A 22,119-nucleotide genomic window follows, 5' to 3' on the forward strand; every position below is an offset into this window, starting at 1 on the left:
CTATTTTTTGGCTAATTTTGTGATTAGCTATCTAGTTAGCGAAAAGACGTAACATGACTAGCTAAAAGACATAAAAAGATAGCTCATAATGATGGCATCTTCGTTGCCTTGTTTAGTTGGATAGTAATTACGACGGCGATCAACTTCGCTGAAGCCTGCCTTTTCGTAAAGATTAAACGCGTTCACATTACTTTCGCGAACTTCCAGCCAAGCGCTTTCAGCGTCAGCTTGCTCACACATATCAAGGAAATGTTCCGTTAACGCTTTTCCATACCCTTGGCCTTGCTGGCTTGGGTCTACCGCGATATTAAGCAATGTGACTTCGCCAACGATGTTTTGCGCGAAGAAATAGCCCACCACTTGTCCATCAACTTCAAGGACATGATGACAAGCGCCTCGGCTATCAAGATCTCGGATCATATTTTCAGACCAAGGGTGAGAATGCGCGGCCTGCTCTATCTTCCAAATGGCGTCTAGGTGTTGTTGTGAAGTCGGTAAAAATTGATTAGTCATAAGCACAAATTTGTTGCCATAAGTCGCGGCGGTGTTGGTTGTTACCGTTAATGTCAGACAGTAATGGCGATTGAAGTGTTTTAGCCTTCAGCTCTTGAGCCGACTCACAACCAGCAAACCATATCCACTCAACCGAACCTAAATCCACAGTAGACAAGTGTTGCGGTTGAAGGTGTAAAGCCTGAGATAAGTCGAGCTTGATACTTTTGAGTACTCGCTCAAACATCACGGCGAGATCTTCCTGAGGTTTTTCAGGCGAAACCAACAGTAACTTGCAATCGCTCGAGAGCGGAGTCAATTCAGATTCATAACCTGCTAAACGCTCTGGGTGACTTAGTTCCCATTGGCTAATTCCCATCTCATGTAGGTATTGCGCGTGTGTTTGTGACATATCTAGCGGTAGTAACCTTAAGTTTATTGGAGCCAAAGTTTATTGAAACCAGAAGTTTGTTAGAACTAGTTTTGTGAAAGCTGCCTCTATTGAAAGAGCGCTTATTAGAGCAGGGCTGATACTAACAAAAAATAAAGGAGCATCAAGCTCCTTTATTTAGACTAAATCAGTTTGTATCTTGTTGCGTGATAAATCAGCTTATAAGTCGTTGAACTCAGGACTGTAAGCAATCTCACCAGAATGCCCTGCAAGCGCACCTTCAACTAACTCGATAGCTTGGAAAGCTCCTTCAGGTACATCCCAAGTGCAGCTCAAACCAAATTCACTCGCAGCCTTGAAACCAAAGCGACCGTAATAGGCAGGATCACCAAGCACGACACAGGCTGGGTAACCAAAATCAACCAAAGTAGAGAAAGCATCTTCAACCAGTGATTTAGCAATGCCTTGGTTGCGGAACTCTTCTTTCACAGCAAGTGGTGCAAGCCCCTGCCAGTTGTGATCGTCACCTTTAAGGGTAATTGGGCTAAACATCAGGTGACCAACCACCTCGCCTTCGTCAGAGCAAGCCACCAGCGATAGCGTTAAATGACTATTCTCACGCAAGCTCATAACCAAATTAGCTTCTGCATCCGTTTCAAAAACAGATTTCAATAGACGATCAATGACAAGTATATCTGCCGGTGCTTCAGTTCGAATAAGCATTCATTACCTCACTTTGTGTATCTGGGGATTGTACTCCCTTCTGCACAAAATCAGCTAATTGATTTAACAAAGTTTTCATAGGAGTCGGCAATAAGTCCAAATCTACGCTATCCATCAAGTTTTTAACTTCTAAACCGAGCTCGGTATCGCCTTCAATAGACAGTCTACGTTGGAAGAAAAGCGTATCTGGGTCTTCTTTACGCCCCGCAATCAACACAAGATCGTTAAGATTGCCGCTAAAGCTTACATCTTCAACCACCTCTTTATCAGCTACAACCAGCTGCTCATTTTTGTAGCTAATACACCAACTTAACCCCATGTCTTTTATTGAGACTTTCAGCCATTTGTCTTCTAAAAACTCAAAGTCACCGTCCTCTAAAGCTTCCTTGAATACATTCTTAAGCGCCTCCAATAAGGCTCTTTTTTGTACTGTTTTAGGCAATAACTGGACTGGAGATCGCAAAATTGATGCGGCATTTTGAACTAGTTGAGTGCGAATCTTGTTTATCACGTGACTTATCCGTAACTTTGTCAATAATATGGAATGCATCATAGATGATGTTGAGATCTCAGTTACTGTTATGTATCAAATTAACTTCTGTTTGATACTCGACCTTTAATATCCTGAAAATCACAGTTATAGTAACTCAGGTAATGAGAATTACAGCGGATCGCTGCACTCACAGGTAAATATCGATAGCCACACAAAAAGTAATAAATATTTATCGATAGTGAATATTCAAGCTCTTGGAGAATTGGTAGTACTTTGATGCCTCCCCAACAACTACAACATTGGTTTACCCAGCTAACTGCAAATAGTCCGTTCTTTTTTGCAGTACTTGATGCTCAACATAACTATTTTATGGTGAATGAGCGTTACTGCGATATTGCTGGTTTGAGTCAAACAGAGCTTGCAGGCATGAATGATCGCCAAACATTGGGCGAACAGTTCTACCAACATCTCAAGCCTTACTATGAGCGTGCATTCAGTGGCGAAACGATTGAGGCCGAAGTCACCCTCAACGAAACAGACCTCGATACCAGCCTTCATTTCAGCCTATCTCCGCTTACCAATGGCAACAAAACCGACTACATCGTCTTTCACGCCTTCGACACATCAGAAAACCAAGTACTTGTCCGTTCTTTAGAAGAATCCGAAGCCAAATTCCACAAACTATCTCAACTACTTCCAGATGGATTACTGCTCGTTGAAAGTGACTACATCTTGTCATCTAACCCAGCAGCAGCGCGCTTGCTTGGCTTTAACTCAACCACAGAGTTAATTGGTGAAGAGTTGGGACGCCTATTTATCGATGAACAAACCAAAACAGTCTTCAATAATAACCTCAGCTCTATTATTTCTGAGTCTGGTTTGGTTTGCTTAACGGGTGCACGATGCGGCTTTGAACGTAAGGTTCAGCTCAACATCGACTCCACCACTGTTCTTGGAAGCAACACTCAGTTGGTGCTTATCCAAGACGCACAAGAAACCGCAAAACAATACACACCGGCAAACAGTGAAGATGCCTACATCGATGCACTGACCCAACTCTACAACCGAGTTGGGTTTACTAAGCGTCTTGAGCAGTTCATTCACAACGATACGCCGGTGGTGATGCTCTACTTAGACATTGATAACTTCAAGAATATCAATGACTCACTTGGTCATCACATCGGTGACAAGGTGATAAAAGAGGTCGCTTCGCGCCTTAAACGCTTACTGCCTCGTAAGGCCGTGATTGGGCATTTAGGCGGGGATGAGTTTGGTATTATCTTGCCAGAACCTGAACATCAGCGAACACCTGAAATGCTCGCTGAAAAGATCATATCCCTTATCAACCAACCCTTCGATCTTCACCACTTTAGCAAACGCTTAGCCTGCTCAATTGGTAGCGTGAGCTTTCCTCAAGATGGGACTGATGCTCGTATCTTGCTGCAAAATGCAGACACAGCAATGTATGAAGCCAAAGATCGTGGTCGCAACCGCCTGATCAAGTTCAACGAACAGATGAACAAAGAAGCGCGCATGCGACTGTGGCTTGAGATAGAGCTACAAAAGGCGCTGCAACAAAATGGACTTGAGGTTTGGTATCAACCTAAGGTCAATGCCCGTGACTTCACCATCAACGGCGCTGAAGCTCTAGTACGTTGGAAGCACCCTGTCGAAGGTTATATCAGTCCTGCTGCGTTCATTCCTGTGGCAGAGCGAGCTGGACTTATTGAACAACTTGGCCGAGTGGTAATGCGTGAAGTGTTTGCTACGGTTAAGCGCTGGAAGATGCAAGGTATCCTTCCAGGTCGTGTCGCGATCAACCTATCTCCAGAACAGTTTGGTAACCCAAAGCTGATTGATTATATGGAAAAATTGCTGCGTTCGACCGAGCTTGATCCAAGTGCGATTACGTTTGAGCTAACGGAAAGCGCGGTAATGAGTGATAGTGAACACACACTTCAAATGCTTAACGCCATCAAGAAACTTGGCTTTGCTCTCTCCATTGATGATTTCGGTACAGGTTACTCTTCACTGTCTTACCTTGCTCGCTTCCCAATTGATGAGCTTAAAATAGACCGTGCTTTCATCTCTGATATCGATACCCTACCAAAGCAAATTACCGTAATTGAAAACATCATCAACCTAGGTAAATCTCTCGATTTGACCGTGGTTGCAGAAGGTGTCGAAACCAGTGAGCAAGCGACTCTGCTGTCTAACCTCAACTGTAGTTCGATTCAAGGCTTCCACTTCTATCGTCCGCAACCAAAACAAGATGTCGAAGAGTTGTTTGCTCAAAACCGCCGTCATAAGAACTGATTAGACGATTCCAATACGCACCTCATTCAAAACCAAAGCAACACACAAAACTACCACTCGTCAGTACCTCAAACGGAGTAAAAGCAGATTTATCCATCTAAACCTGCCTTACATCAATTCCGTCATTCACAATTCTTCATAAAATGCTCGCTTCAACTTAATTCTACTGGTAGTGAGCAAATGGAACTCTTATGCCCAGCGGGTAACTTACCTGCTTTGAAAACCGCTATTGATTGTGGTGCGGATGCTGTCTATATCGGATTCAAAGACGATACCAATGCCCGACACTTTGCAGGCCTAAACTTTGCGGGTAAAAAGCTCGATCGTGCTGTGCAGTATGTGCATGACCACAACAAGAAAATTCATGTTGCCCTAAATACGTTTGCTCACCCAAATGGCTTCGACCGTTGGACTAATGCCGTAGACAACGCCGCTGCTCTGGGTGTTGATGCGCTGATCATCGCAGACATCGCGGTGCTTGAGTACGCAGCAAATAAGTATCCAGATCTCGAACTGCACCTATCAGTGCAAGCATCTGCGACCAATGCGGCGGCTATCGACTTCTACCATAAAAACTTCAACGTTAAGCGTGTCGTACTACCGCGTGTGTTGTCGATTCATCAGGTCAAACAGCTTTCTCGTAACATCACTTCTGACGTTGACCTTGAAGTATTCGCTTTTGGTAGCTTGTGCATCATGGCAGAAGGCCGTTGCTACCTATCTTCATACATGACAGGCGAATCACCAAATACCGTTGGTGCTTGTTCTCCGGCGAAATACGTTCGCTGGCAAGAAACAGAAACTGGCCTCGAATCTCGCTTGAACGAAATCCTTATCGATAAATATGAAGCAGGTGAAAACGCAGGTTACCCAACGCTGTGTAAAGGCCGCTTTGAAGCAGATATCGATGGTGAACGTAAGCGCTATCACGCACTTGAAGAGCCAACCAGCCTCAACACGCTATCCATGTTGCCTGAGCTTTTCGCGGCGAACGTTGCCTCAGTGAAGATTGAAGGTCGCCAACGCAGCCCGGCTTATGTTGAACAAGTCACTCGTACGTGGCGTGCAGCTATCGATCGCTACTTAGCGAACCCAGAACAATACCAAGTGGAACAAGCTTGGAATGCGACACTGGCGAATGTATCTGAAGGTACACAAACCACGCTTGGCGCTTATCACCGTAAATGGCAATAGAGCCAAATGGAGAACTCAATGAAATACGCATTAGGCCCTCTACTTTATTTTTGGCCAAAACAAGACGTTGAAAGCTTCTATGAGCAAGCGAAATCAAGCTCTGCCGACATCATCTATCTAGGTGAAGCTGTGTGTTCAAAACGTCGTGAGATGAAAGCGAAACACTGGATGGACATTGCTAAAGAGCTGTCTGCTTCAGGTAAGCAAGTCGTACTTTCCACCATGGCATTGCTAGAAGCACCAAGCGAAGTCAACATCATGAAGAAGTACATCGATAACGGTGACTTTGCGATCGAAGCCAATGATGTGTCTGCAATTCAACTGGCCAGCGAAAGCAAAGTACCTTTCGTGGTTGGCCCGGCAGTAAACACCTACAACGCACGCACCCTGAACCTATTCTTGAAACAAGGCATGACGCGTTGGTGTATGCCGGTTGAGCTTTCTCGCGAATGGCTAAGCAACGTAATGACCCAGTGCGAAGAGCTAAATATTCGTAACAAGTTCGAAGTTGAAGTGTTTAGCCACGGCTACCTGCCGCTTGCTTACTCAGCACGCTGCTTTACCGCTCGCGCTGAAAACAAAGCTAAAGACGATTGCGAAACCTGCTGTATCAAGTACCCAACAGGGCTACAAGTAGAAAGCCAAGAAGGCCAATCAGTCTTCAACCTTAACGGTATTCAGACGCAATCAGGCTACTGCTACAACCTAGTCAATGATTTGCCAAACATGCACGACCTGGTTGATGTGGTTCGTTTAAGCCCACTCGGCATCGATACCTTCTCTGAAATCAATAACTTCAGAGCGAACGAGCAAGGTCAAAAACCGATGAAGATTGAAAGCCGCCAATGTAATGGTTACTGGCATCAGCTTGCAGGTTTAGACGTTAAGAACATCTAGTTCCTCGCATTGGACTAACCAGCAACAGATACAAAAAAGGTCTAGCGTTCGCTAGACCTTTTTAATGCGACTTAAGAAACACGGCCTATGCCGTCGCTGTTTCCATCGGTGAGGCATCGAGCTTCTTTAAGTCTTTGTAGAGCATTACCATCACCACCACACTTAGTGCGATGTTAGACAGTGGGTACGCAATCCAGATCCCCGGCACACCATACAACTTAGGCATAATGTACAAGAACGGTAGTTGGATAAGCATATTACCTATAGTCACAAACATCGCCTTGCTGCCCTTGTTCACCGCTTGATAGTAAGCAGCTGCGACTACCAAGAAGCCATCCAGCGCCAGTGCAAACATGTGAAGGCGAATACCCAACACGGTGTACTCAACCAACTGAGGTTCGTCTGAGTTAAATACTGATACAAACTCACGTGGGAACGCATTGAGAAGCAGCACGAACGCCACACCAATCAATACCGAACTCATCATCGCAATCTTAAGTAGCTTGCGGATGTTTGCTTGGTTACGCGCACCATGGTTGTAGCTCACCAATGGTTGCATGCCGTTGGCGATACCTTCAGCCGTGAGATAATAAACCGTCACGATGTAGCCCAAAATCGCGTAAGCACCGATCATCAACTGGTCGCCATATTGAGAGAACAACGCATTGTGCAACGCCACCATCATCGAACCATAAGCGTACATAAAGAAGCTTGATGTACCAATGGCGAAGATTTGTGGAATCACATCCAGCTTCAATCTCAACTCATTCCAACGTAAACGTAGGTTTGCTCGACGCGAGAAGAAGTAAGCCAAGCCGAGAGCCGTTACTACAAACTGGGCAATCGCTGTTGCTAATGCTGCACCCATCAACTCCCAGCCATAGAGAGCGATAAACAGGTAATCGAGCACGATATTAATCACCGCACCAACGATCATCAGTATCGTCGCTAAGTTCGGACTGTCATCGTTACGCAGTAGAAACGGCATCGCGATCGAACCTAGCGTGAAGACACTAGCACCAATCAGAATGTGTAAGTACTGCAGACCAAGTTCATACACTCGCCCTTCAGCGCCCTGCCAAAGCAAGAAGTTATCAGCAAACAAGAACAGCAATGCAGAGACAATAGGCGTTATCGCTAACAACAAGGTTAAGCCCGTTGCTAAGATCTGCTTAGCGCCTTGAGTATCTTTTTCACCTTGGCGAATCGAGACAAGCGCACCTGTGCCCACACCCACCAACATACCAATACCAAGAATCGAACCAATCACAGGCCACGCAACATTGATACCTGCAAGTCCATCAGCCCCCACATAGCGGCCAATGAAGATGCCATCCACCACTTGGTACAGGCCATTAACCAACATGGCCGCCACGGTAGGGATTGTGTATCGCCAAAATTGACGACTAATTGAGTTACTCATTTCTTACTCTACTTTCATTTGTGAGTCGCATATCAACAAGATATGACTCGAAAAATTAGTTAACAAGGCTAACTAAATATCTAAATTATTTACTTTAAAGCTTTATTTAATAATAGGTTTAACTGCTGAGATTCTTGCTCAGACAAACGGCTTTCCAGTATCTGCGCCATGACCTGATAGATCTTACTTTCTTCTTCCAAGCCGACTTCCGCTTTGCTGGTCAGTACGACCAACTTAGACCTCGCATCTTCGAGCGAAGCTTTACGCTCAACGAGACCTTTTCTCTCTAACCTTTGAACCATAGTAGTTGCTGAAGGCTTGGTTACTTGCATTTCAATCGCCAGATCTGTCAATCGGATCGGTTCAGGAGAGGCTTGAATGACCTTCAAATAGTCATATTCATTGAAGCTCAATTGGCAAATAGGATCTTCATTTACCTGAGTGCGCCATATCTTAGAGGCGAAGCGCTCAATCTTTTCTAAATTCTGGTTCAGCATACTCACCTAATCAAAGAATGGCATTTAGTTAGCAAGACTAACTATTTTAGTGTTGTTTAAATAAAAAGCAATCAAAACGAGATGAAGATCATAAAAAAGGAGCATAAAAAAACCGCTGACAGGCAGCGGCTTTTCGGAATCAAAATGTGTTGCTTACTTAGCATTAGCTTCTTCTTCGGCCTCAGCCAATTTAACTTGCGCTAAATGCTCGGCTTTAAGCGTGGTGAAGATACGGCTTAACTCTAAGAAAGAGTAACGATGTTCTACGTATTCATACACGTTAAAAGAAACCGCCAACTTATACAAAGAGATCGCATTCGCGTAATCACCATTCATGTGGTGACGCTTAGCAAGGTAGAAGTACGTTTCCGTCAGACGTTGAGCTAGGAGCGTGTTGTCGCGAGTCCCGGTTAGAATAGCTTTGAATGCCTGCTCTTCGGTAATATCGTCAAGCATGATGGCAACTAATACCCAGCCCCACTGCTCATCACGACTCTCGTAACGCTTTTGCAAATCAAGCTTTGCTTGTTCTGGTGTGAGTTCATGCTGAATGATGTAAAGCCACAGAGCGCGAAACGGATCGCTAGGATCGTCGGCATAGTGCTTCATCATCTCTTCATTGGCTAAGTCGTAACGCTCGCCATAGTAAAGCGCGATAGAGCGGTTCCTTTCTGCGTAAGAGTTTGCAGGATCAAGCTCTAACGTAGAATCAAAAGATTCATAAGCCGCATCAAACTCCCCTACCTGCGTAAAGTAAACACCCAAAAGATTGAAGATATCAGGTTGAGCAGGGTTCAATGAAAGAGATTGGTTGAAGTCGAGACGCGCGAGATCACGCAGGCCAACACTGTCGTAGTAGTTACCACGTTCAAACAGCATCTTAGCTCGAACTTCATCGTTCAAATCTGGGCGCTGTAATAACTGACTAAGACGTGCAATTTGAACTTCTTGCTGAACGCTTGGTTGCAGTGGCACAGCCATCGGTGGATAAACCCAACTTGAGGTGTTATCTGATGTTGTCGCACAACCTGTTAGTACAAGCAGTAAACACATACTCGCGGTTTGAAACCATTTCACAAATAATTACTCCTGTTATGACCGCAATAAAAAAGGGGAGCGATATGCTCCCCTTTATAACATGCTTTGTTGACGATAGGTTAGAAATCACTAAAAAGCGATATCACCATCGACACACTGAGAATTACTCAGCAGCAGGTGCTTCGCCTTCAGCTGGCGTTTCAACTGCTTCTTTCATGCTTAGACGTACACGGCCTTGACGGTCAATTTCAAGAACCTTAACAGGAACTTCTTGACCTTCAGTTAGGTAGTCAGACACTTTCTCAACGCGCTTGTCAGCGATTTGAGAGATGTGTACTAGACCATCTTTACCTGGAAGGATAGTAACGAATGCACCGAAGTCAGCTAGACGAGCAACTTTACCTTGGTAAATGCGGCCAACTTCAACTTCAGCTGTGATCTCTTCGATACGACGGATAGCTTCTTTAGCAGCTGCGCCTTCAGTAGCAGCAATCTTGATTGTGCCATCGTCTTCGATTTCGATTGTAGTACCAGTTTCTTCACAAAGAGCACGGATAACTGCGCCGCCTTTACCGATAACATCTTTGATCTTATCAGAGCTGATTTTCATTGTGTGGATACGTGGAGCGAATTCAGAGATATCTTCACGAGCACCAGAGATAGCTTCATCCATTACAGAAAGGATGTGCTTACGTGCACCTTGCGCTTGGTTAAGTGCAATTTGCATGATCTCTTTAGTGATACCTTCGATCTTGATGTCCATTTGAAGTGCAGTGATACCAGCGTTAGTACCTGCTACTTTAAAGTCCATGTCACCTAGGTGATCTTCGTCGCCAAGGATGTCAGAAAGAACAACGAAATCGTCGCCTTCTTTAACAAGACCCATTGCGATACCCGCAACAGAAGCTTTGATTGGAACACCAGCATCCATAAGAGCTAGAGATGTACCACATACAGAAGCCATTGAAGAAGAACCGTTAGATTCTGTGATTTCCGATACAACACGAACTGTGTATGGGAATTCTTCAACAGAAGGCATTACTGCTTGGATACCACGTTTAGCAAGCTTACCGTGACCAATTTCACGACGCTTAGGAGAACCAACGAAACCAGTTTCACCTACACAGTATGGAGGGAAGTTGTAGTGTAGAAGGAAGTTGTCTTTCTTCTCACCCATCAGGCTGTCGATGATTTGAGCATCACGTTGTGTGCCAAGCGTTGCAGTAACAAGTGCTTGAGTTTCACCACGAGTGAATAGAGAAGAACCGTGTGTACGTGGAAGAACACCAGTACGTACGTCTAGCGCACGAACCATGTCTTTTTCACGGCCATCGATACGTGGGTTGCCAGCGATGATGCGGCTACGTACTACGTTTTTCTCTAGAGAACCAAGCATGCCGCGGATTTCGCGCTCATCTAGGTTTTCGTCTTGTGCAATTAGAGCTTCAACAACGTCGTTCTTGATTACGCCAACTTGCTCGTAACGAGCCATTTTCTCAGTGATCTGGTACGCGTCAGATAGACGAGTTTCAGCAAGTTCAGCAACTTGAGCTTTAAGCTCAGTGTTAACTGCTGGTGCTTCCCAGTTCCAAGATGGAGTTGCAACTTCAGCAGCAAACTCGTTGATTGCTTTGATTACAACTTGTTGTTGGTCGTGACCGTAAACAACAGCTGAAAGCATTTCTTCTTCAGATAGGTTATCTGCTTCAGATTCAACCATAAGTACTGCGCCTTCTGTACCAGACACAACTAGGTCTAGTTTAGAGTTTTCAAGCTCAGTATTTGATGGGTTAAGAACAAGTTCGCCGTCGATGTGACCAACACGTGCAGCACCGATAGGACCATTGAATGGAGCACCAGAGATAGCAAGCGCAGCAGATGTTGCGATCATAGTGATCATGTCTGGGTTTACGTCAGGGTTGATAGAAACAACCGTAGCGATAACTTGAACTTCGTTTTTAAACGCACTTGGGAAAAGTGGACGAATTGGGCGGTCAATCAGACGAGCTGTTAGTGTTTCGCCTTCAGATGGACGACCTTCACGCTTGAAGAAACCACCAGGGATTTTACCCGCAGCGTATGTACGCTCTTGGTAGTTTACTGTTAGTGGGAAGAAGTCTTGACCTGCAACTGCTTCTTTCTTAGCAACAACAGAAACGAATACTGAAGTATCGTCCATAGTCGCCATTACAGCAGCAGTAGCTTGACGTGCAATTACGCCCGTTTCTAGAGTAACGGTGTGGTTACCGTACTGGAACGATTTTACAACTGGTTTTTCAAACATTGTATATCCTTAGCTCTAAAGTCAGACTTTAGATTAAGTGAATAATGACTCAAGACATTACCAATCGCGACTAGTGAAAAGGGACTTAGGATGGTGACTCTTTGTATGTGTTCATACGCCGAATTAAGACCAAATCCGCCTTTGAATAGTCGCGACCTATTGGCCGACATCTGTGACTGTAATCTCTTGAGAGGTTGATTGCCAAACGCTGAAAACGCTATAGGCGGGCGTAGTATAAACTATTTTTATTAGGAGATATATTTCCTATCAGAAAAAGCCAGATGATATTCTGAGCATCCAGCCTAGCATTTTCTTACAGGCACAAAAAAAGGAGCATAAATGCTCCTTTTCTTCAAACTGTCTTTGCAGACATCGCTATTAGCGACGTAGGCCTAGACGCTTGATTAGGTCTTGGTAACGAGCAAGGTTTTTGCCTTTCAAGTAATCAAGAAGCTTACGACGGCTAGAAACCATACGTAGTAGACCACGACGGCTGTGGTGATCGTGTTTGTGCGCTTTGAAGTGACCTTGTAGGTGGTTGATAGAAGCAGTAAGTAGTGCTACTTGTACTTCTGGTGAACCTGTGTCGCCTTCAGATTGTGCGTATTCTGCAACGATTGCTGCTTTAGTTTCTGCATTCAGAGACATAATTCTCTCCTGATAAGAGTAAGTTTATATTTGTAGCAGCCAATCTCTGATTCAGCCGCTACGCGAGCCGAGGATTATAGGGAAGTTTGTCAGTTGGTGCAATAACAATCGAACCCATTAAAAACGAAAAAAGCGAACCACCTAAATTAGGCGTTCGCTTTCTATCTTATTTGCTCACTTTTCACGACTCAGCGCTAAGATCCGATGTAAGCGCTACGCTTGTGGCTCTTCATCTCTGAAAACAACCAAACGCTTCGGTGCAACTCGGCCATCTTCAGCAATCTGAGCTACGCCGACAAACAGCTTCTCTTCGCCACTTGTCATACGAACCGTGCCTTCAGTTGGCGCACCAGCAACCTGAACTGGCATACCGTGCTGAACTAGGTCAGTCAGTTCCGCGTTCAGGTTTACTTCTGGTAAGTCTTCAACGGCAGTGTCCATTGGCATCAGCAGTGGATCAAGCAGCTCTTTCGGTGCAATTTCTTGCGCCTGTGCTTGCTCTAGGATCTCGTTTAACTGCTCCAAAGTCACCATACGCTCGTATGGGTACTTTGCGACACCTGTACGACGAAGCATGGTCACGTGAGCACCACAACCTAGCATTTCACCAAGGTCGTCGGTAATTGTGCGGATGTATGTGCCTTTCGAACAATGCACTTCCATTTCAACTTCATCACCTTCAAAGCGAAGCAGTTCAATAGAGTACACAGTGATCTTACGAGACTCACGAGGAACCTCAATACCTGCACGTGCGTATTCGTACAAAGGCTTACCTTGATACTTCAATGCCGAAAACATTGATGGTATCTGATCGGTTTCACCCTTGAAGCTCGCAATGCAACGCTCAAGCTGTTCTTGAGTCACGTTAACATCACGTGTCTCTACCACTTCACCATCAGAGTCAGAGGTATTGGTACGCTCACCAAGCTTAGCGATAACAACGTAGCGCTTATCAGAATCTAGAAGAAACTGAGAGAACTTCGTCGCTTCACCAAGACAAATTGGCAGCATGCCAGTCGCAAGAGGATCCAGAGCACCGGTGTGCCCTGCCTTCTCTGCAAAGTAAATACGCTTTACTTTTTGCAGTGCATCATTAGACGAAATGCCAGTCGGCTTATCTAATAGAATTACCCCGTTGATAGGGCGACCTTTACGACGGCGAGCCATTACTCTTCGCCCTTAGACTGAGCTTCGTCAGTGCGGCCAGCTTCTTCTTGCTTACGCTTATCATCGTTCAGAACTTCACTTACTAGGTTAGACATACGCATGCCTTCTACTAGTGTGTTGTCGTAAGTAAAACGAACTTCAGGCGTTAGACGGTGGCGAATACGCTTACCAAGAGCCATACGAACTGGCACTTCATGCTCTTTAAGAGCTTTAAGGCATGATTCAGGAGTTTGCTCACCAACACACAGGAAAGTCACGAACACTTTTGCGTAAGCAAGGTCACGAGACACTTCTACGTCTGAGATAGTTACCATACCAATACGTGAGTCACGAACTTCACGTTGTAGGATAAGAGCAAGCTCTTTTTGAAGCTGCTGAGACACACGTTGTGTGCGGCTAAATTCTTTTGACATTTTCTTTTCTCACTTAGAAAGATGGGGGGCTTGGTAATTACCAGCCCCCCATGGTGTATTCAACAACCGATTACTTATTACCTTTACTAGTAATGTTAGTAACCTTAGTCAATATGTCGAGTCGTACAGACTGATTAGTCTAGAGTACGTTTAACCTCAACGATTTCGAATACTTCGATCTGGTCACCAACGCGAACGTCGTTGTAGTTCTTAACGCCGACACCACACTCGTAACCGTTCTTAACTTCTTGTACGTCATCTTTAAAGCGACGAAGTGACTCTAGTTCACCTTCGTAGATAACAACGTTTTCACGAAGTACGCGGATTGGGTTGCTACGCTTAATCGTACCTTCAGTCACGATACAACCAGCGATTGCACCAAGTTTAGGTGACTTAAATACGTCACGAACTTGTGCAAGACCAATGATCTCTTGACGGAATTCAGGAGCAAGCATACCGCCCATCGCCTGTTTAACTTCGTCAATTAGTTGGTAAATGATTGAGTAGTAACGTAGATCTAGGTTTTCGTTCTGAACCGTGTTACGCGCAGTTGCGTCAGCACGAACGTTGAAACCAAGGATGATAGCGTTAGAAGCTGCAGCAAGCGTTGCATCAGTTTCAGTAATACCACCAACACCAGAACCTACGATGTTCACTTTCACTTCGTCAGTTGACAGTTTCAGTAGAGAGTCAGCAATCGCTTCTACAGAACCTTGAACGTCAGCTTTAAGTACCACGTTAAGCTCAGCAACTTCGCCAGCCGTCATGTTCGCGAACATGTTCTCTAGTTTCGCTTTTTGTTGGCGAGCTAGTTTAACATCACGGAATTTACCTTGACGGTAGTTCGCAACTTCACGTGCTTTACGCTCATCACGTACAACAGTCGCTTCATCGCCTGACGAAGGAACACCAGAAAGACCTAGAATTTCTACAGGAATAGATGGACCTGCAGTTTCGATGTCTTTACCGTTTTCATCACGCATTGCACGAACACGGCCGTACTCTTGACCACAAAGAACGATATCGCCTTTGTTTAGAGTACCAGACTGTACTAGTACTGTTGCAACTGGACCACGACCTTTATCAAGACGAGATTCAACAACAACACCAGACGCCATGCCTTCTTTAACCGCTGTAAGTTCAAGAACTTCAGACTGAAGAAGGATAGCTTCTAGAAGACCATCGATGTTTGTACCCTGTTTAGCAGAGATGTGAACGAAGATGTTCTCACCACCCCATTCTTCAGGGATAACGTCGTATTGAGCTAGCTCATTCTTAACGTTGTCTGGGTTTGCACCCTCTTTATCGATCTTGTTCACAGCAACAATCAGAGGAACGCCTGCCGCTTTCGCGTGCTGGATTGCTTCGATTGTTTGTGGCATTACGCCATCGTCTGCTGCAACTACAAGTACAACGATATCTGTCGCTTGAGCACCACGAGCACGCATAGCTGTAAACGCCGCGTGTCCAGGAGTATCAAGGAAAGTGATCATACCGTTGTCAGTATCTACGTGGTAAGCACCAATGTGCTGCGTGATACCGCCAGCTTCGCCAGAAGCAACGTGTGCTTTACGAATGTAATCAAGTGTTGAAGTTTTACCGTGGTCAACGTGACCCATGATAGTAACAACAGGAGCACGACCTTCAGCGATAGCATCGCTATCACGGTCAGCTAGTACTGCTTCTTCAAGTTCGTTTTCTTTACGTAGGATTACCTTGTGACCCATTTCTTCAGCAACAAGTTGTGCTGTTTCTTGGTCGATCACTTGGTTGATAGTCGCCATAGCGCCCATCTTCATCATTACTTTGATAACTTCAGTTGCTTTAACTGACATTTTGCTAGCCAGTTCAGAAACAACGATAGTTTCGCCGATAGCAACGTCAGATTTAGCAACAGTTGCTGACTTATCGAAGCCTTGCTGCATTGAAGTTGGTTTAGCAAGCTTACCTTTACCGCCACGACCACGTTGGTTACGACCACCACGGTTGTTTGCAGGTTGGTTAGCAGGAGCTGCTTTCTTCTTGCGACGACGAGGTGCTTTCTCATCTTTCTTATCTGCCGCATCTTCAGCTTCACGAGCGTAAGTAGAAGTAGTCACATGGTAATCCGCAGATTTCTCTTGCTCTTTCTTCTTCTTCTCTTCTTCAGACCAACGTTCTTGGTTCTCTTCTGCTAACTTACGAGCTTCTTCAACAAGCTTAGCTGCTTCAGCTTCTGCTTTACGAGTTGCTTCTAGCTCTTGACGAGCTTTAAGTTCATCCGCTTCTTTTTTCGCTTGTGCGTTAGCGTCTGCATTTTTTGAATTCATGTCTTTTTTAGCCTTTTCAGCTTGTGCGCGTTGAGCCTTCTCTTCAGCTTCACGTTTTGCATCCGCTTCACGTGTTACTTTTTCTTCGGCTTCGCGCTGTGCTTTCTCTGCAGCATCACGTTTCGCTTGCTCTTCAGCATCGCGTTGTGCTTTCTCTTCCGCTTCACGATTAGCTACTTCCTCAGCTTCACGTTTCGCTTCATCTTCAATAGTGCTGCGCTTCACGTAAGTACGCTTTTTACGTACCTCTACTTGAACATCCTTACTCTTACCGCCTCCAGCGGCAACACTTAGCGTGCTGCGGGTCTTGCGTTGAAGAGTTAAACGAGTCGGTTCTGTTTCGCCTGAAGTATCGCCGTGCTCCTTTTTAAGGTGCGTTAGCAATGTTTGCTTCTCTGAATCAGTCACTTGATCCGACCCTGCTTTCTTCATGCCTGCATCAGCAAGTTGTTCAATTAAGCGGTCAACTGGCGTACCAATCTCTTCACTCAGTGCTTTAACTGTTAATTGTGTCATACCGCTTTCTCTCCTTGCTGAATTATTCTTCGTCGCCGAACCAACAGATGTTACGCGCAGCCATAATTAGCTCGCCTGCACGCTCTGCAGTTAGGTCTTCGATGCCTTCTAGTTCATCAACGCCTTGGTCAGCTAGGTCTTCCAGTGTCGCAACGCCTTTTGCTGCTAGCTTGTAAGCCATTTCACGCTCAAGACCTTCAAGTGCAAGTAAGTCTTCAGCAGGCTCAACACCGTCGAAAGTTTCTTCTTTCGCTAGCGCTAGAGTAGTCAGTGCGTCTTTTGCGCGGTTACGTAGTTCTTCAACGATACCTTCGTCTAGACCGTCTACTTCAAGAAGCTCGTTCACAGGAACATATGCTACTTCTTCAAGCGTAGAGAAGCCTTCTTCAACAAGCATTTGAGCAAAGTCTTCTTCAATGTCTAGGTGCTTCATGAAGTTTTCAATAGAGGCAACTGCTTCTTCTTGGTGCTTCTTCTCAAGATCAGCAACAGTCATTACGTTCAGTTCCCAACCAGTAAGTTGAGACGCTAGACGTACGTTTTGACCGCTACGGCCAATCGCTTGTGCTAGGTTATCCGCTTCAACAGCGATATCCATAGAGTGTGCGTCTTCATCAACGATGATTGAAGCAACATCAGCAGGAGCCATTGCGTTGATTACGAATTGAGCCGGGTTATCATCCCAAAGAACGATATCGATACGTTCACCACCAAGATCGTTAGAAACAGCTTGTACACGTGCGCCACGCATACCAACACACGCACCAACTGGGTCAATACGTTTGTCGTTTGTTTTCACAGCGATTTTAGCACGAGAACCAGCGTCACGTGCAGCACCTTTAAGTTCAATTAGCTCTTCACCAATCTCAGGCACTTCAACACGGAATAGTTCAGCTAGCATTTCTGGCTTCGAACGAGTAACGAAAAGCTGGAAACCACGAGCTTCTGGTTTAACTGCGTAAAGAAGACCACGAACACGGTCACCTGGACGGAAGTTTTCACGAGGAAGTTGGTCATCACGAAGGATTACCGCTTCAGCGTTGTTACCTAGGTCTAGAATAATAGTGTCACGGTTAACTTTCTTAACTGCGCCAGTTACTAGCTCGCCTTCGTTATCGATGAACTGCTCAACGATTTGAGCGCGTTCAGCTTCACGTACTTTCTGTACGATAACTTGCTTAGCCGTTTGAGTCGTAATACGGTCAAACGTTACTGATTCGATATCATCTTCAATGAAACCGCCAAGTTCGATCTCTGGGTCATCGTACTTTGCAGCTTCAATAGAGATTTCTTTTGTTGGGAATTCAACTTCCTCAACAGCTTCCCAACGACGGAAAGTTTCGAAATCACCCGTTTTACGGTCAATTTCAACACGAACTTCAATTTCTAGTTCGCTTTTCTTTTTTGTTGCCGTTGCAAGCGCGATTTCAAGCGCTTCAAAAATACGCTCACGAGGAACTGCTTTCTCATTTGAAACAGCTTCTACTACCGCCAAAATTTCTTTGTTCATTAATCTAGCCTCTTAAGCTCTTCTCTCTAGGAGAACTAAAATTTAGGGATCAGGTTAGCTTTCGCAATATTGCTCAGGACGAATTCTTCTTCTTGTCCTTCAACCAATACTTTCACTGTCTCGCCTTCGATAGATTGGATATCACCTTTCCATTTACGACGGTTGCCGACAGCCATTTTCAAAACGATGCTTACCTCGTGACCAATAAATTGTTGGTAATGCTCTGCTTTGAACAGTGGTCTCTCTAAACCTGGTGAAGACACTTCAAGGTTATAAGCCACTGAAATTGGATCTTCAACGTCCATTACGGCACTTACTTGGTGACTAACTTCAGCGCAATCATCTACATTGATACCGTTTGGTGAATCGATGTAAATACGTAGCGTTGAGTGCTCACCAGCACGAATAAATTCTAATCCAACTAACTCATAACCTGATGCTGCTACTGGAGCGTCAAGCATTTCAGTAAGTTGTCTTTCTAAACCAGTCATTTAACCACTCCAGAAACAAAAAAAGGGCTCAAAGCCCAATTTAAATTCCAAGCAAACATTATCTAAATACATTTACAAATGCTTAGATAACAAAAAACCCCGTATAAGCCGGGGTTTTTGTTGCTGGACCCTTATATGTTAAGTGCCATCACATTCGATATCGCACTTAACTCACAGTGAGGTTCACACTGTGCAAACTTGCTACCAATACAAGCTATATAATAGCATTGAAATTGGTTGCGGGAGCCGGATTTGAACCGACGACCTTCGGGTTATGAGCCCGACGAGCTACCAAACTGCTCCATCCCGCGTCCGACTTGCGAGCATTATACGCCCAACAAGATGTTTTACAAGTTTGTAAACATGGTGCCGAGAGAGGGACTCGAACCCTCACACCCTAAGGCACTAGCACCTCATGCTAGCGTGTCTACCAATTTCACCATCTCGGCATCAAATCTTTACAGATTATTGTGGAATTTCGTCGCCTTGCGCCGGAACTTCACTCACTGCATCATCAGCTTGTTGAATCACCTGACCTTGGGTCGGGTCAATCCATTGTGACTCAGTTTTATGTGTAGACATATTACCAAGCACTAAGCTAAGGATAAAAAATGTAGTTGCAAAAATTGCAGTCATTCGGGTAAGGAAATTTCCTGAGCCACCAGCACCAAACACAGTGTTTGAAGCGCCAGCACCGAAAGAGGCTCCCATATCTGCGCCTTTACCTTGTTGAATCAACACTAGGCCAATTACACCAAGCGCTGCCAACAGGTAAATCACAAGTAGAACTGTAAACATTTTTCCACCTATGTTCCTAATTGTTGAGCCAGCGCCGTTCAAAAAACTATTTTTAAGAACAAGGCTAGCGACCTCCTAACTGAAGGCCGAGCAATACTAGCGAATGCGACGATGGCTGACAAGGAGAATTTGCTAAAAAATAAGCCTTTACCAAGTGAATGGTCAAAAAAAGGTCAAAAGCGACACAAAACTCATTTATGTCTCTTTTGACCGTTCTGTAACTCAACCAATCCTAATAACAGGTACATATCATTGCACCTGCTAAATAAAGACTAAATTAGCAGTTTGCTTTTACTGCATCAGCAATTTTAAGTGCCGAAGATTGAACTAACTCAGCGTCTTCGCCTTCTACCATTACGCGCAATAGTGGCTCTGTGCCAGATTTACGTAATAGCACACGGCCTTTCTCGCCAAGTTCCGCTTCCACTTCAACCACAGCCGCTTTAACCGCCTCTGCTTCTAGTGGGTTTGAATCTCCGCTGAAGCGAACATTTTCTAGGACTTGAGGGTATAACGTCATACCTTGAGAAAGTTCATTCAATGTCATTTCGCTATCAACAACTGAAGCCAATACTTGCAGAGCAGCAACGATAGCATCACCCGTCGTCACTTTATCTAGTAGGATAACGTGCCCCGAGTTTTCAGCGCCGATCTTCCAGCCTTTAGCAAGAAGCTGTTCCATTACGTAACGGTCACCAACAGCAGCACGTACAAACGGAATACCTAACTGCTTAAGGCCGTTTTCCATACCCAGGTTGGTCATTAGTGTACCAACAACGCCGCCTTTCAACTCACCGCGACGCAGTGCATCACGAGCAATAATGTAAGCGATTTGGTCGCCATCAACTTTGTTGCCTAGCTCGTCAACCATGATGATACGGTCACCATCACCATCAAAGCCAAGACCTAATGCCGCTTTTTCTTCAAGCACTTTTGCTTGCAGAGCACGTACATCCGTCGCACCGACTTCGTGGTTGATGTTAGTACCGTTTGGCTCAACACCAATCGCAACGACCTCAGCACCCAGTTCTTTAAATACAGCAGGCGCAATGTGGTAAGTCGCACCATGTGCACAATCGATAACGATCTTCATGCCAGCTAATGTCATTTTATGTGGGAACGTACTTTTACAGAACTCGATGTAACGGCCAGCCGCATCGTTCAAACGTACTGCTTTACCTAGCTCTGAAGAATCAACACATTCGATGTCTTTATCCAACTCTGCTTCAATTGCCAACTCGATATCGTCCGGCAGTTTTGTTCCCTCAGAAGAGAAGAACTTGATACCGTTATCGTAGTATGGGTTGTGTGATGCAGAGATAACAATACCGGCTTCAGCGCGGAAGGTTTGAGTTAGGTAAGCCACAGCAGGTGTTGGCATTGGGCCAGTAAACGTAGCCTGAAGACCAGCAGCAGCAAGGCCAGCTTCTAGCGCTGACTCAAGCATGTAACCAGAGATACGAGTATCTTTACCAATGATGACTTTCTTTGTGCCTTGCTTCGCAAGAACACGACCCGCAGCCCAGCCAAGCTTCAGAACAAAATCAGGTGTAATCGGGTACTGGCCTACTTTGCCACGCACACCATCTGTGCCGAAATAACGTCTTTTATCAGACATAGTGATTTTCCTTAATTATATTTAGTGATTGTTGTTCATCACTTCGATTATTTTCATCGCTTCCAGTGTCTCCTCGACATCATGAACGCGAATAATTTGTGCGCCTTTCATCGCGGCAATCGTCGCGCAAGTGACGCTTGCGACCATGCAGTCGGCCGGAACCTTGTCTAGCAATTTAAAGATCATCGATTTTCTCGACATCCCCGCTAAAACAGGTAAGCCTAACGAATGAAACTTTTCAAGGTGCGCTAATAGGTGGTAATTATGCTCAATGGTTTTACCAAAACCAAAACCAGGATCCAGAATCAGCTGATCTTTTGATATACCAACAGCCTCACAAGCCTCCACCCTTTCTTTTAAGAACGCTTCAACATCCATTAGGACATCATCGTAATTAGGGTTAGCTTGCATGGTTCTTGGCTGACCTTTCATGTGCATCAGGCAAACGGGCACATTAGCATCGGCGGCCGCTTCTAAAGCTCCGGGCTCTTGCAGTGCGCGCACATCATTGATCAAATCAGCCCCCGCTTCAACGGCTTGGCGCATCACTTCAGCTTTACTGGTATCAATGGAGATCCACACATCAAACTTAGCGCGAATTGCTTTAATGGCAGGAATAACGCGAGCGAGCTCTTCTTCTAAAGGAACGTCAGGCGCTCCCGGGCGAGTTGATTCACCACCAATGTCAATAATGCTAACACCAGCTTGAATCATTCGCTCTGCTTGCAGTAAAGCATTATCTAATGAATTGAATTTTCCGCCATCAGAGAAAGAGTCAGGCGTAACATTGAGGATACCCATCACATGTGGGCGGTCTAAAACGAGCGTTTTATTATGTGCTTTTAATATCATGGAAGGTGGGTCTTAAAGGTAAAAACATCTAGGGCTAGAAACAGAAAAA

General features: G+C 45.1%; 20 protein-coding genes and 2 tRNA genes. 3 read left to right on the top strand and 19 right to left on the bottom strand.

The features are described from left to right. Positions 1-57: 57 nt before the first annotated feature. The 4 genes from rimI to ubiT all read right to left on the bottom strand — a co-directional run bounded on the left by rimI (position 58) and on the right by ubiT (position 2,117). Positions 58-513: a ribosomal protein S18-alanine N-acetyltransferase gene (gene rimI, locus BCU07_RS10205; protein WP_102428935.1), complete on the bottom strand. Its 456-nt coding sequence runs from the start codon at positions 511-513 to the stop codon at positions 58-60. Continuing rightward, positions 506-904, bottom strand: a complete 399-nt coding sequence (locus tag BCU07_RS10210) for a DNA polymerase III subunit psi (protein WP_017063280.1) — start codon at positions 902-904, stop codon at positions 506-508. The genes rimI and BCU07_RS10210 overlap by 8 nt, the downstream gene beginning before the upstream one ends. A gap of 198 nt (positions 905-1,102) precedes the next feature. Further along, entirely contained in the window at positions 1,103-1,606 is a 504-nt protein-coding gene (locus BCU07_RS10215) for a GNAT family N-acetyltransferase (RefSeq protein WP_017059241.1), read from the bottom strand. Then, positions 1,590-2,117 carry a ubiquinone anaerobic biosynthesis accessory factor UbiT gene (gene ubiT / locus BCU07_RS10220; RefSeq protein WP_029235120.1) on the bottom strand — a complete coding sequence of 176 codons (528 nt, stop codon included), beginning with the start codon at positions 2,115-2,117 and terminating at the stop codon, positions 1,590-1,592. The genes BCU07_RS10215 and ubiT overlap by 17 nt, the downstream gene beginning before the upstream one ends. A 258-nt stretch (positions 2,118-2,375) precedes the next feature. On the opposite strand from ubiT, the gene BCU07_RS10225 reads away from it, so the two are divergent. From BCU07_RS10225 to BCU07_RS10235, 3 genes are all read left to right on the top strand, one after another. Continuing rightward, the gene (locus BCU07_RS10225; protein WP_102428936.1) at positions 2,376-4,415 is read left to right on the top strand and encodes a bifunctional diguanylate cyclase/phosphodiesterase; all 2,040 of its coding nucleotides are present in this window, start codon (positions 2,376-2,378) and stop codon (positions 4,413-4,415) included. Between the two features lie 180 nt (positions 4,416-4,595). Continuing rightward, the gene (gene ubiU, locus BCU07_RS10230) at positions 4,596-5,609 is read left to right on the top strand and encodes a ubiquinone anaerobic biosynthesis protein UbiU (protein ID WP_017059238.1); all 1,014 of its coding nucleotides are present in this window, start codon (positions 4,596-4,598) and stop codon (positions 5,607-5,609) included. Positions 5,610-5,627: 18 nt separating this feature from the next. After that, complete coding sequence (locus tag BCU07_RS10235; protein WP_017059237.1) at positions 5,628-6,506, top strand: U32 family peptidase; 879 nt, start codon at positions 5,628-5,630, stop codon at positions 6,504-6,506. A gap of 85 nt (positions 6,507-6,591) precedes the next feature. On the opposite strand, the gene BCU07_RS10240 is transcribed toward BCU07_RS10235, so the two are convergent. The 15 genes from BCU07_RS10240 to folP form a co-directional block, all read right to left on the bottom strand. Further along, positions 6,592-7,929 (bottom strand): MATE family efflux transporter, encoded by a 1,338-nt coding sequence (locus BCU07_RS10240; RefSeq protein WP_017065966.1) that lies wholly within the window; start codon positions 7,927-7,929, stop codon positions 6,592-6,594. An 89-nt stretch (positions 7,930-8,018) separates the two neighbouring features. Continuing rightward, complete coding sequence (locus tag BCU07_RS10245) at positions 8,019-8,426, bottom strand: MarR family winged helix-turn-helix transcriptional regulator (RefSeq protein WP_017056675.1); 408 nt, start codon at positions 8,424-8,426, stop codon at positions 8,019-8,021. A 153-nt stretch (positions 8,427-8,579) separates the two neighbouring features. Then, complete coding sequence (gene nlpI / locus BCU07_RS10250; protein ID WP_102428937.1) at positions 8,580-9,503, bottom strand: lipoprotein NlpI; 924 nt, start codon at positions 9,501-9,503, stop codon at positions 8,580-8,582. A gap of 124 nt (positions 9,504-9,627) precedes the next feature. Then, positions 9,628-11,748, bottom strand: a complete 2,121-nt coding sequence (gene pnp, locus BCU07_RS10255; RefSeq protein WP_017059234.1) for a polyribonucleotide nucleotidyltransferase — start codon at positions 11,746-11,748, stop codon at positions 9,628-9,630. A 378-nt stretch (positions 11,749-12,126) separates the two neighbouring features. After that, on the bottom strand, positions 12,127-12,396 hold the full coding sequence (rpsO, locus tag BCU07_RS10260; protein WP_010436144.1) for a 30S ribosomal protein S15: 270 nt from the start codon (positions 12,394-12,396) through the stop codon (positions 12,127-12,129). A 213-nt stretch (positions 12,397-12,609) separates the two neighbouring features. Further along, positions 12,610-13,563 carry a tRNA pseudouridine(55) synthase TruB gene (gene truB, locus BCU07_RS10265; protein ID WP_017059233.1) on the bottom strand — a complete coding sequence of 318 codons (954 nt, stop codon included), beginning with the start codon at positions 13,561-13,563 and terminating at the stop codon, positions 12,610-12,612. Beyond that, positions 13,563-13,976, bottom strand: coding sequence for a 30S ribosome-binding factor RbfA (gene rbfA, locus BCU07_RS10270; protein ID WP_017059232.1), 414 nt, complete (start codon positions 13,974-13,976; stop codon positions 13,563-13,565). Before rbfA ends, truB begins: the two co-directional genes overlap by 1 nt. Positions 13,977-14,110: 134 nt before the next feature. Further along, entirely contained in the window at positions 14,111-16,801 is a 2,691-nt protein-coding gene (infB, locus tag BCU07_RS10275; RefSeq protein WP_017059231.1) for a translation initiation factor IF-2, read from the bottom strand. A gap of 22 nt (positions 16,802-16,823) precedes the next feature. After that, positions 16,824-18,311 (bottom strand): transcription termination factor NusA, encoded by a 1,488-nt coding sequence (nusA, locus tag BCU07_RS10280; protein ID WP_017059230.1) that lies wholly within the window; start codon positions 18,309-18,311, stop codon positions 16,824-16,826. A gap of 35 nt (positions 18,312-18,346) precedes the next feature. After that, complete coding sequence (gene rimP / locus BCU07_RS10285) at positions 18,347-18,802, bottom strand: ribosome maturation factor RimP (protein WP_004738265.1); 456 nt, start codon at positions 18,800-18,802, stop codon at positions 18,347-18,349. A 234-nt stretch (positions 18,803-19,036) separates the two neighbouring features. Continuing rightward, positions 19,037-19,113: transfer RNA gene (locus tag BCU07_RS10290), tRNA-Met, on the bottom strand. 53 nt (positions 19,114-19,166) lie between these two features. After that, positions 19,167-19,251, bottom strand: a tRNA-Leu gene (locus tag BCU07_RS10295). A 16-nt stretch (positions 19,252-19,267) separates the two neighbouring features. Then, positions 19,268-19,600 carry a preprotein translocase subunit SecG gene (gene secG, locus BCU07_RS10300; protein WP_017059392.1) on the bottom strand — a complete coding sequence of 111 codons (333 nt, stop codon included), beginning with the start codon at positions 19,598-19,600 and terminating at the stop codon, positions 19,268-19,270. Positions 19,601-19,877: 277 nt separating this feature from the next. Next, positions 19,878-21,218, bottom strand: a complete 1,341-nt coding sequence (gene glmM / locus BCU07_RS10305) for a phosphoglucosamine mutase (protein ID WP_102428938.1) — start codon at positions 21,216-21,218, stop codon at positions 19,878-19,880. 21 nt (positions 21,219-21,239) lie between these two features. Beyond that, positions 21,240-22,070 (bottom strand): dihydropteroate synthase, encoded by an 831-nt coding sequence (folP, locus tag BCU07_RS10310; RefSeq protein WP_102393175.1) that lies wholly within the window; start codon positions 22,068-22,070, stop codon positions 21,240-21,242. Positions 22,071-22,119 lie beyond the last annotated feature (49 nt).

Origin of the sequence: Vibrio sp. 10N.261.54.E10, assembly GCF_002877735.2 — a bacterium.
GTDB lineage: Bacteria > Pseudomonadota > Gammaproteobacteria > Enterobacterales > Vibrionaceae > Vibrio > Vibrio crassostreae_C.

What these genes read in the sequence shown, in the direction of transcription:
- folP (WP_102393175.1), bottom strand. Translation starts at nt 22,070, where the DNA reads ATGATATTAAAAGCACATAATAAAACGCTCGTTTTAGACCGCCCACAT.
- rpsO (WP_010436144.1), bottom strand. Translation starts at nt 12,396, where the DNA reads ATGTCTCTGAATGCAGAAACTAAAGCAGCAATCGTTGCAGAATACGCA.
- rbfA (WP_017059232.1), bottom strand. Translation starts at nt 13,976, where the DNA reads ATGTCAAAAGAATTTAGCCGCACACAACGTGTGTCTCAGCAGCTTCAA.
- BCU07_RS10235 (WP_017059237.1), top strand. Translation starts at nt 5,628, where the DNA reads ATGAAATACGCATTAGGCCCTCTACTTTATTTTTGGCCAAAACAAGAC.
- glmM (WP_102428938.1), bottom strand. Translation starts at nt 21,218, where the DNA reads ATGTCTGATAAAAGACGTTATTTCGGCACAGATGGTGTGCGTGGCAAA.
- BCU07_RS10225 (WP_102428936.1), top strand. Translation starts at nt 2,376, where the DNA reads ATGCCTCCCCAACAACTACAACATTGGTTTACCCAGCTAACTGCAAAT.
- infB (WP_017059231.1), bottom strand. Translation starts at nt 16,801, where the DNA reads ATGACACAATTAACAGTTAAAGCACTGAGTGAAGAGATTGGTACGCCA.
- BCU07_RS10215 (WP_017059241.1), bottom strand. Translation starts at nt 1,606, where the DNA reads ATGCTTATTCGAACTGAAGCACCGGCAGATATACTTGTCATTGATCGT.
- rimP (WP_004738265.1), bottom strand. Translation starts at nt 18,802, where the DNA reads ATGACTGGTTTAGAAAGACAACTTACTGAAATGCTTGACGCTCCAGTA.
- ubiU (WP_017059238.1), top strand. Translation starts at nt 4,596, where the DNA reads ATGGAACTCTTATGCCCAGCGGGTAACTTACCTGCTTTGAAAACCGCT.
- pnp (WP_017059234.1), bottom strand. Translation starts at nt 11,748, where the DNA reads ATGTTTGAAAAACCAGTTGTAAAATCGTTCCAGTACGGTAACCACACC.
- nusA (WP_017059230.1), bottom strand. Translation starts at nt 18,311, where the DNA reads ATGAACAAAGAAATTTTGGCGGTAGTAGAAGCTGTTTCAAATGAGAAA.
- rimI (WP_102428935.1), bottom strand. Translation starts at nt 513, where the DNA reads ATGACTAATCAATTTTTACCGACTTCACAACAACACCTAGACGCCATT.
- BCU07_RS10240 (WP_017065966.1), bottom strand. Translation starts at nt 7,929, where the DNA reads ATGAGTAACTCAATTAGTCGTCAATTTTGGCGATACACAATCCCTACC.
- secG (WP_017059392.1), bottom strand. Translation starts at nt 19,600, where the DNA reads ATGTTTACAGTTCTACTTGTGATTTACCTGTTGGCAGCGCTTGGTGTA.
- truB (WP_017059233.1), bottom strand. Translation starts at nt 13,563, where the DNA reads ATGGCTCGCCGTCGTAAAGGTCGCCCTATCAACGGGGTAATTCTATTA.
- BCU07_RS10210 (WP_017063280.1), bottom strand. Translation starts at nt 904, where the DNA reads ATGTCACAAACACACGCGCAATACCTACATGAGATGGGAATTAGCCAA.
- BCU07_RS10245 (WP_017056675.1), bottom strand. Translation starts at nt 8,426, where the DNA reads ATGCTGAACCAGAATTTAGAAAAGATTGAGCGCTTCGCCTCTAAGATA.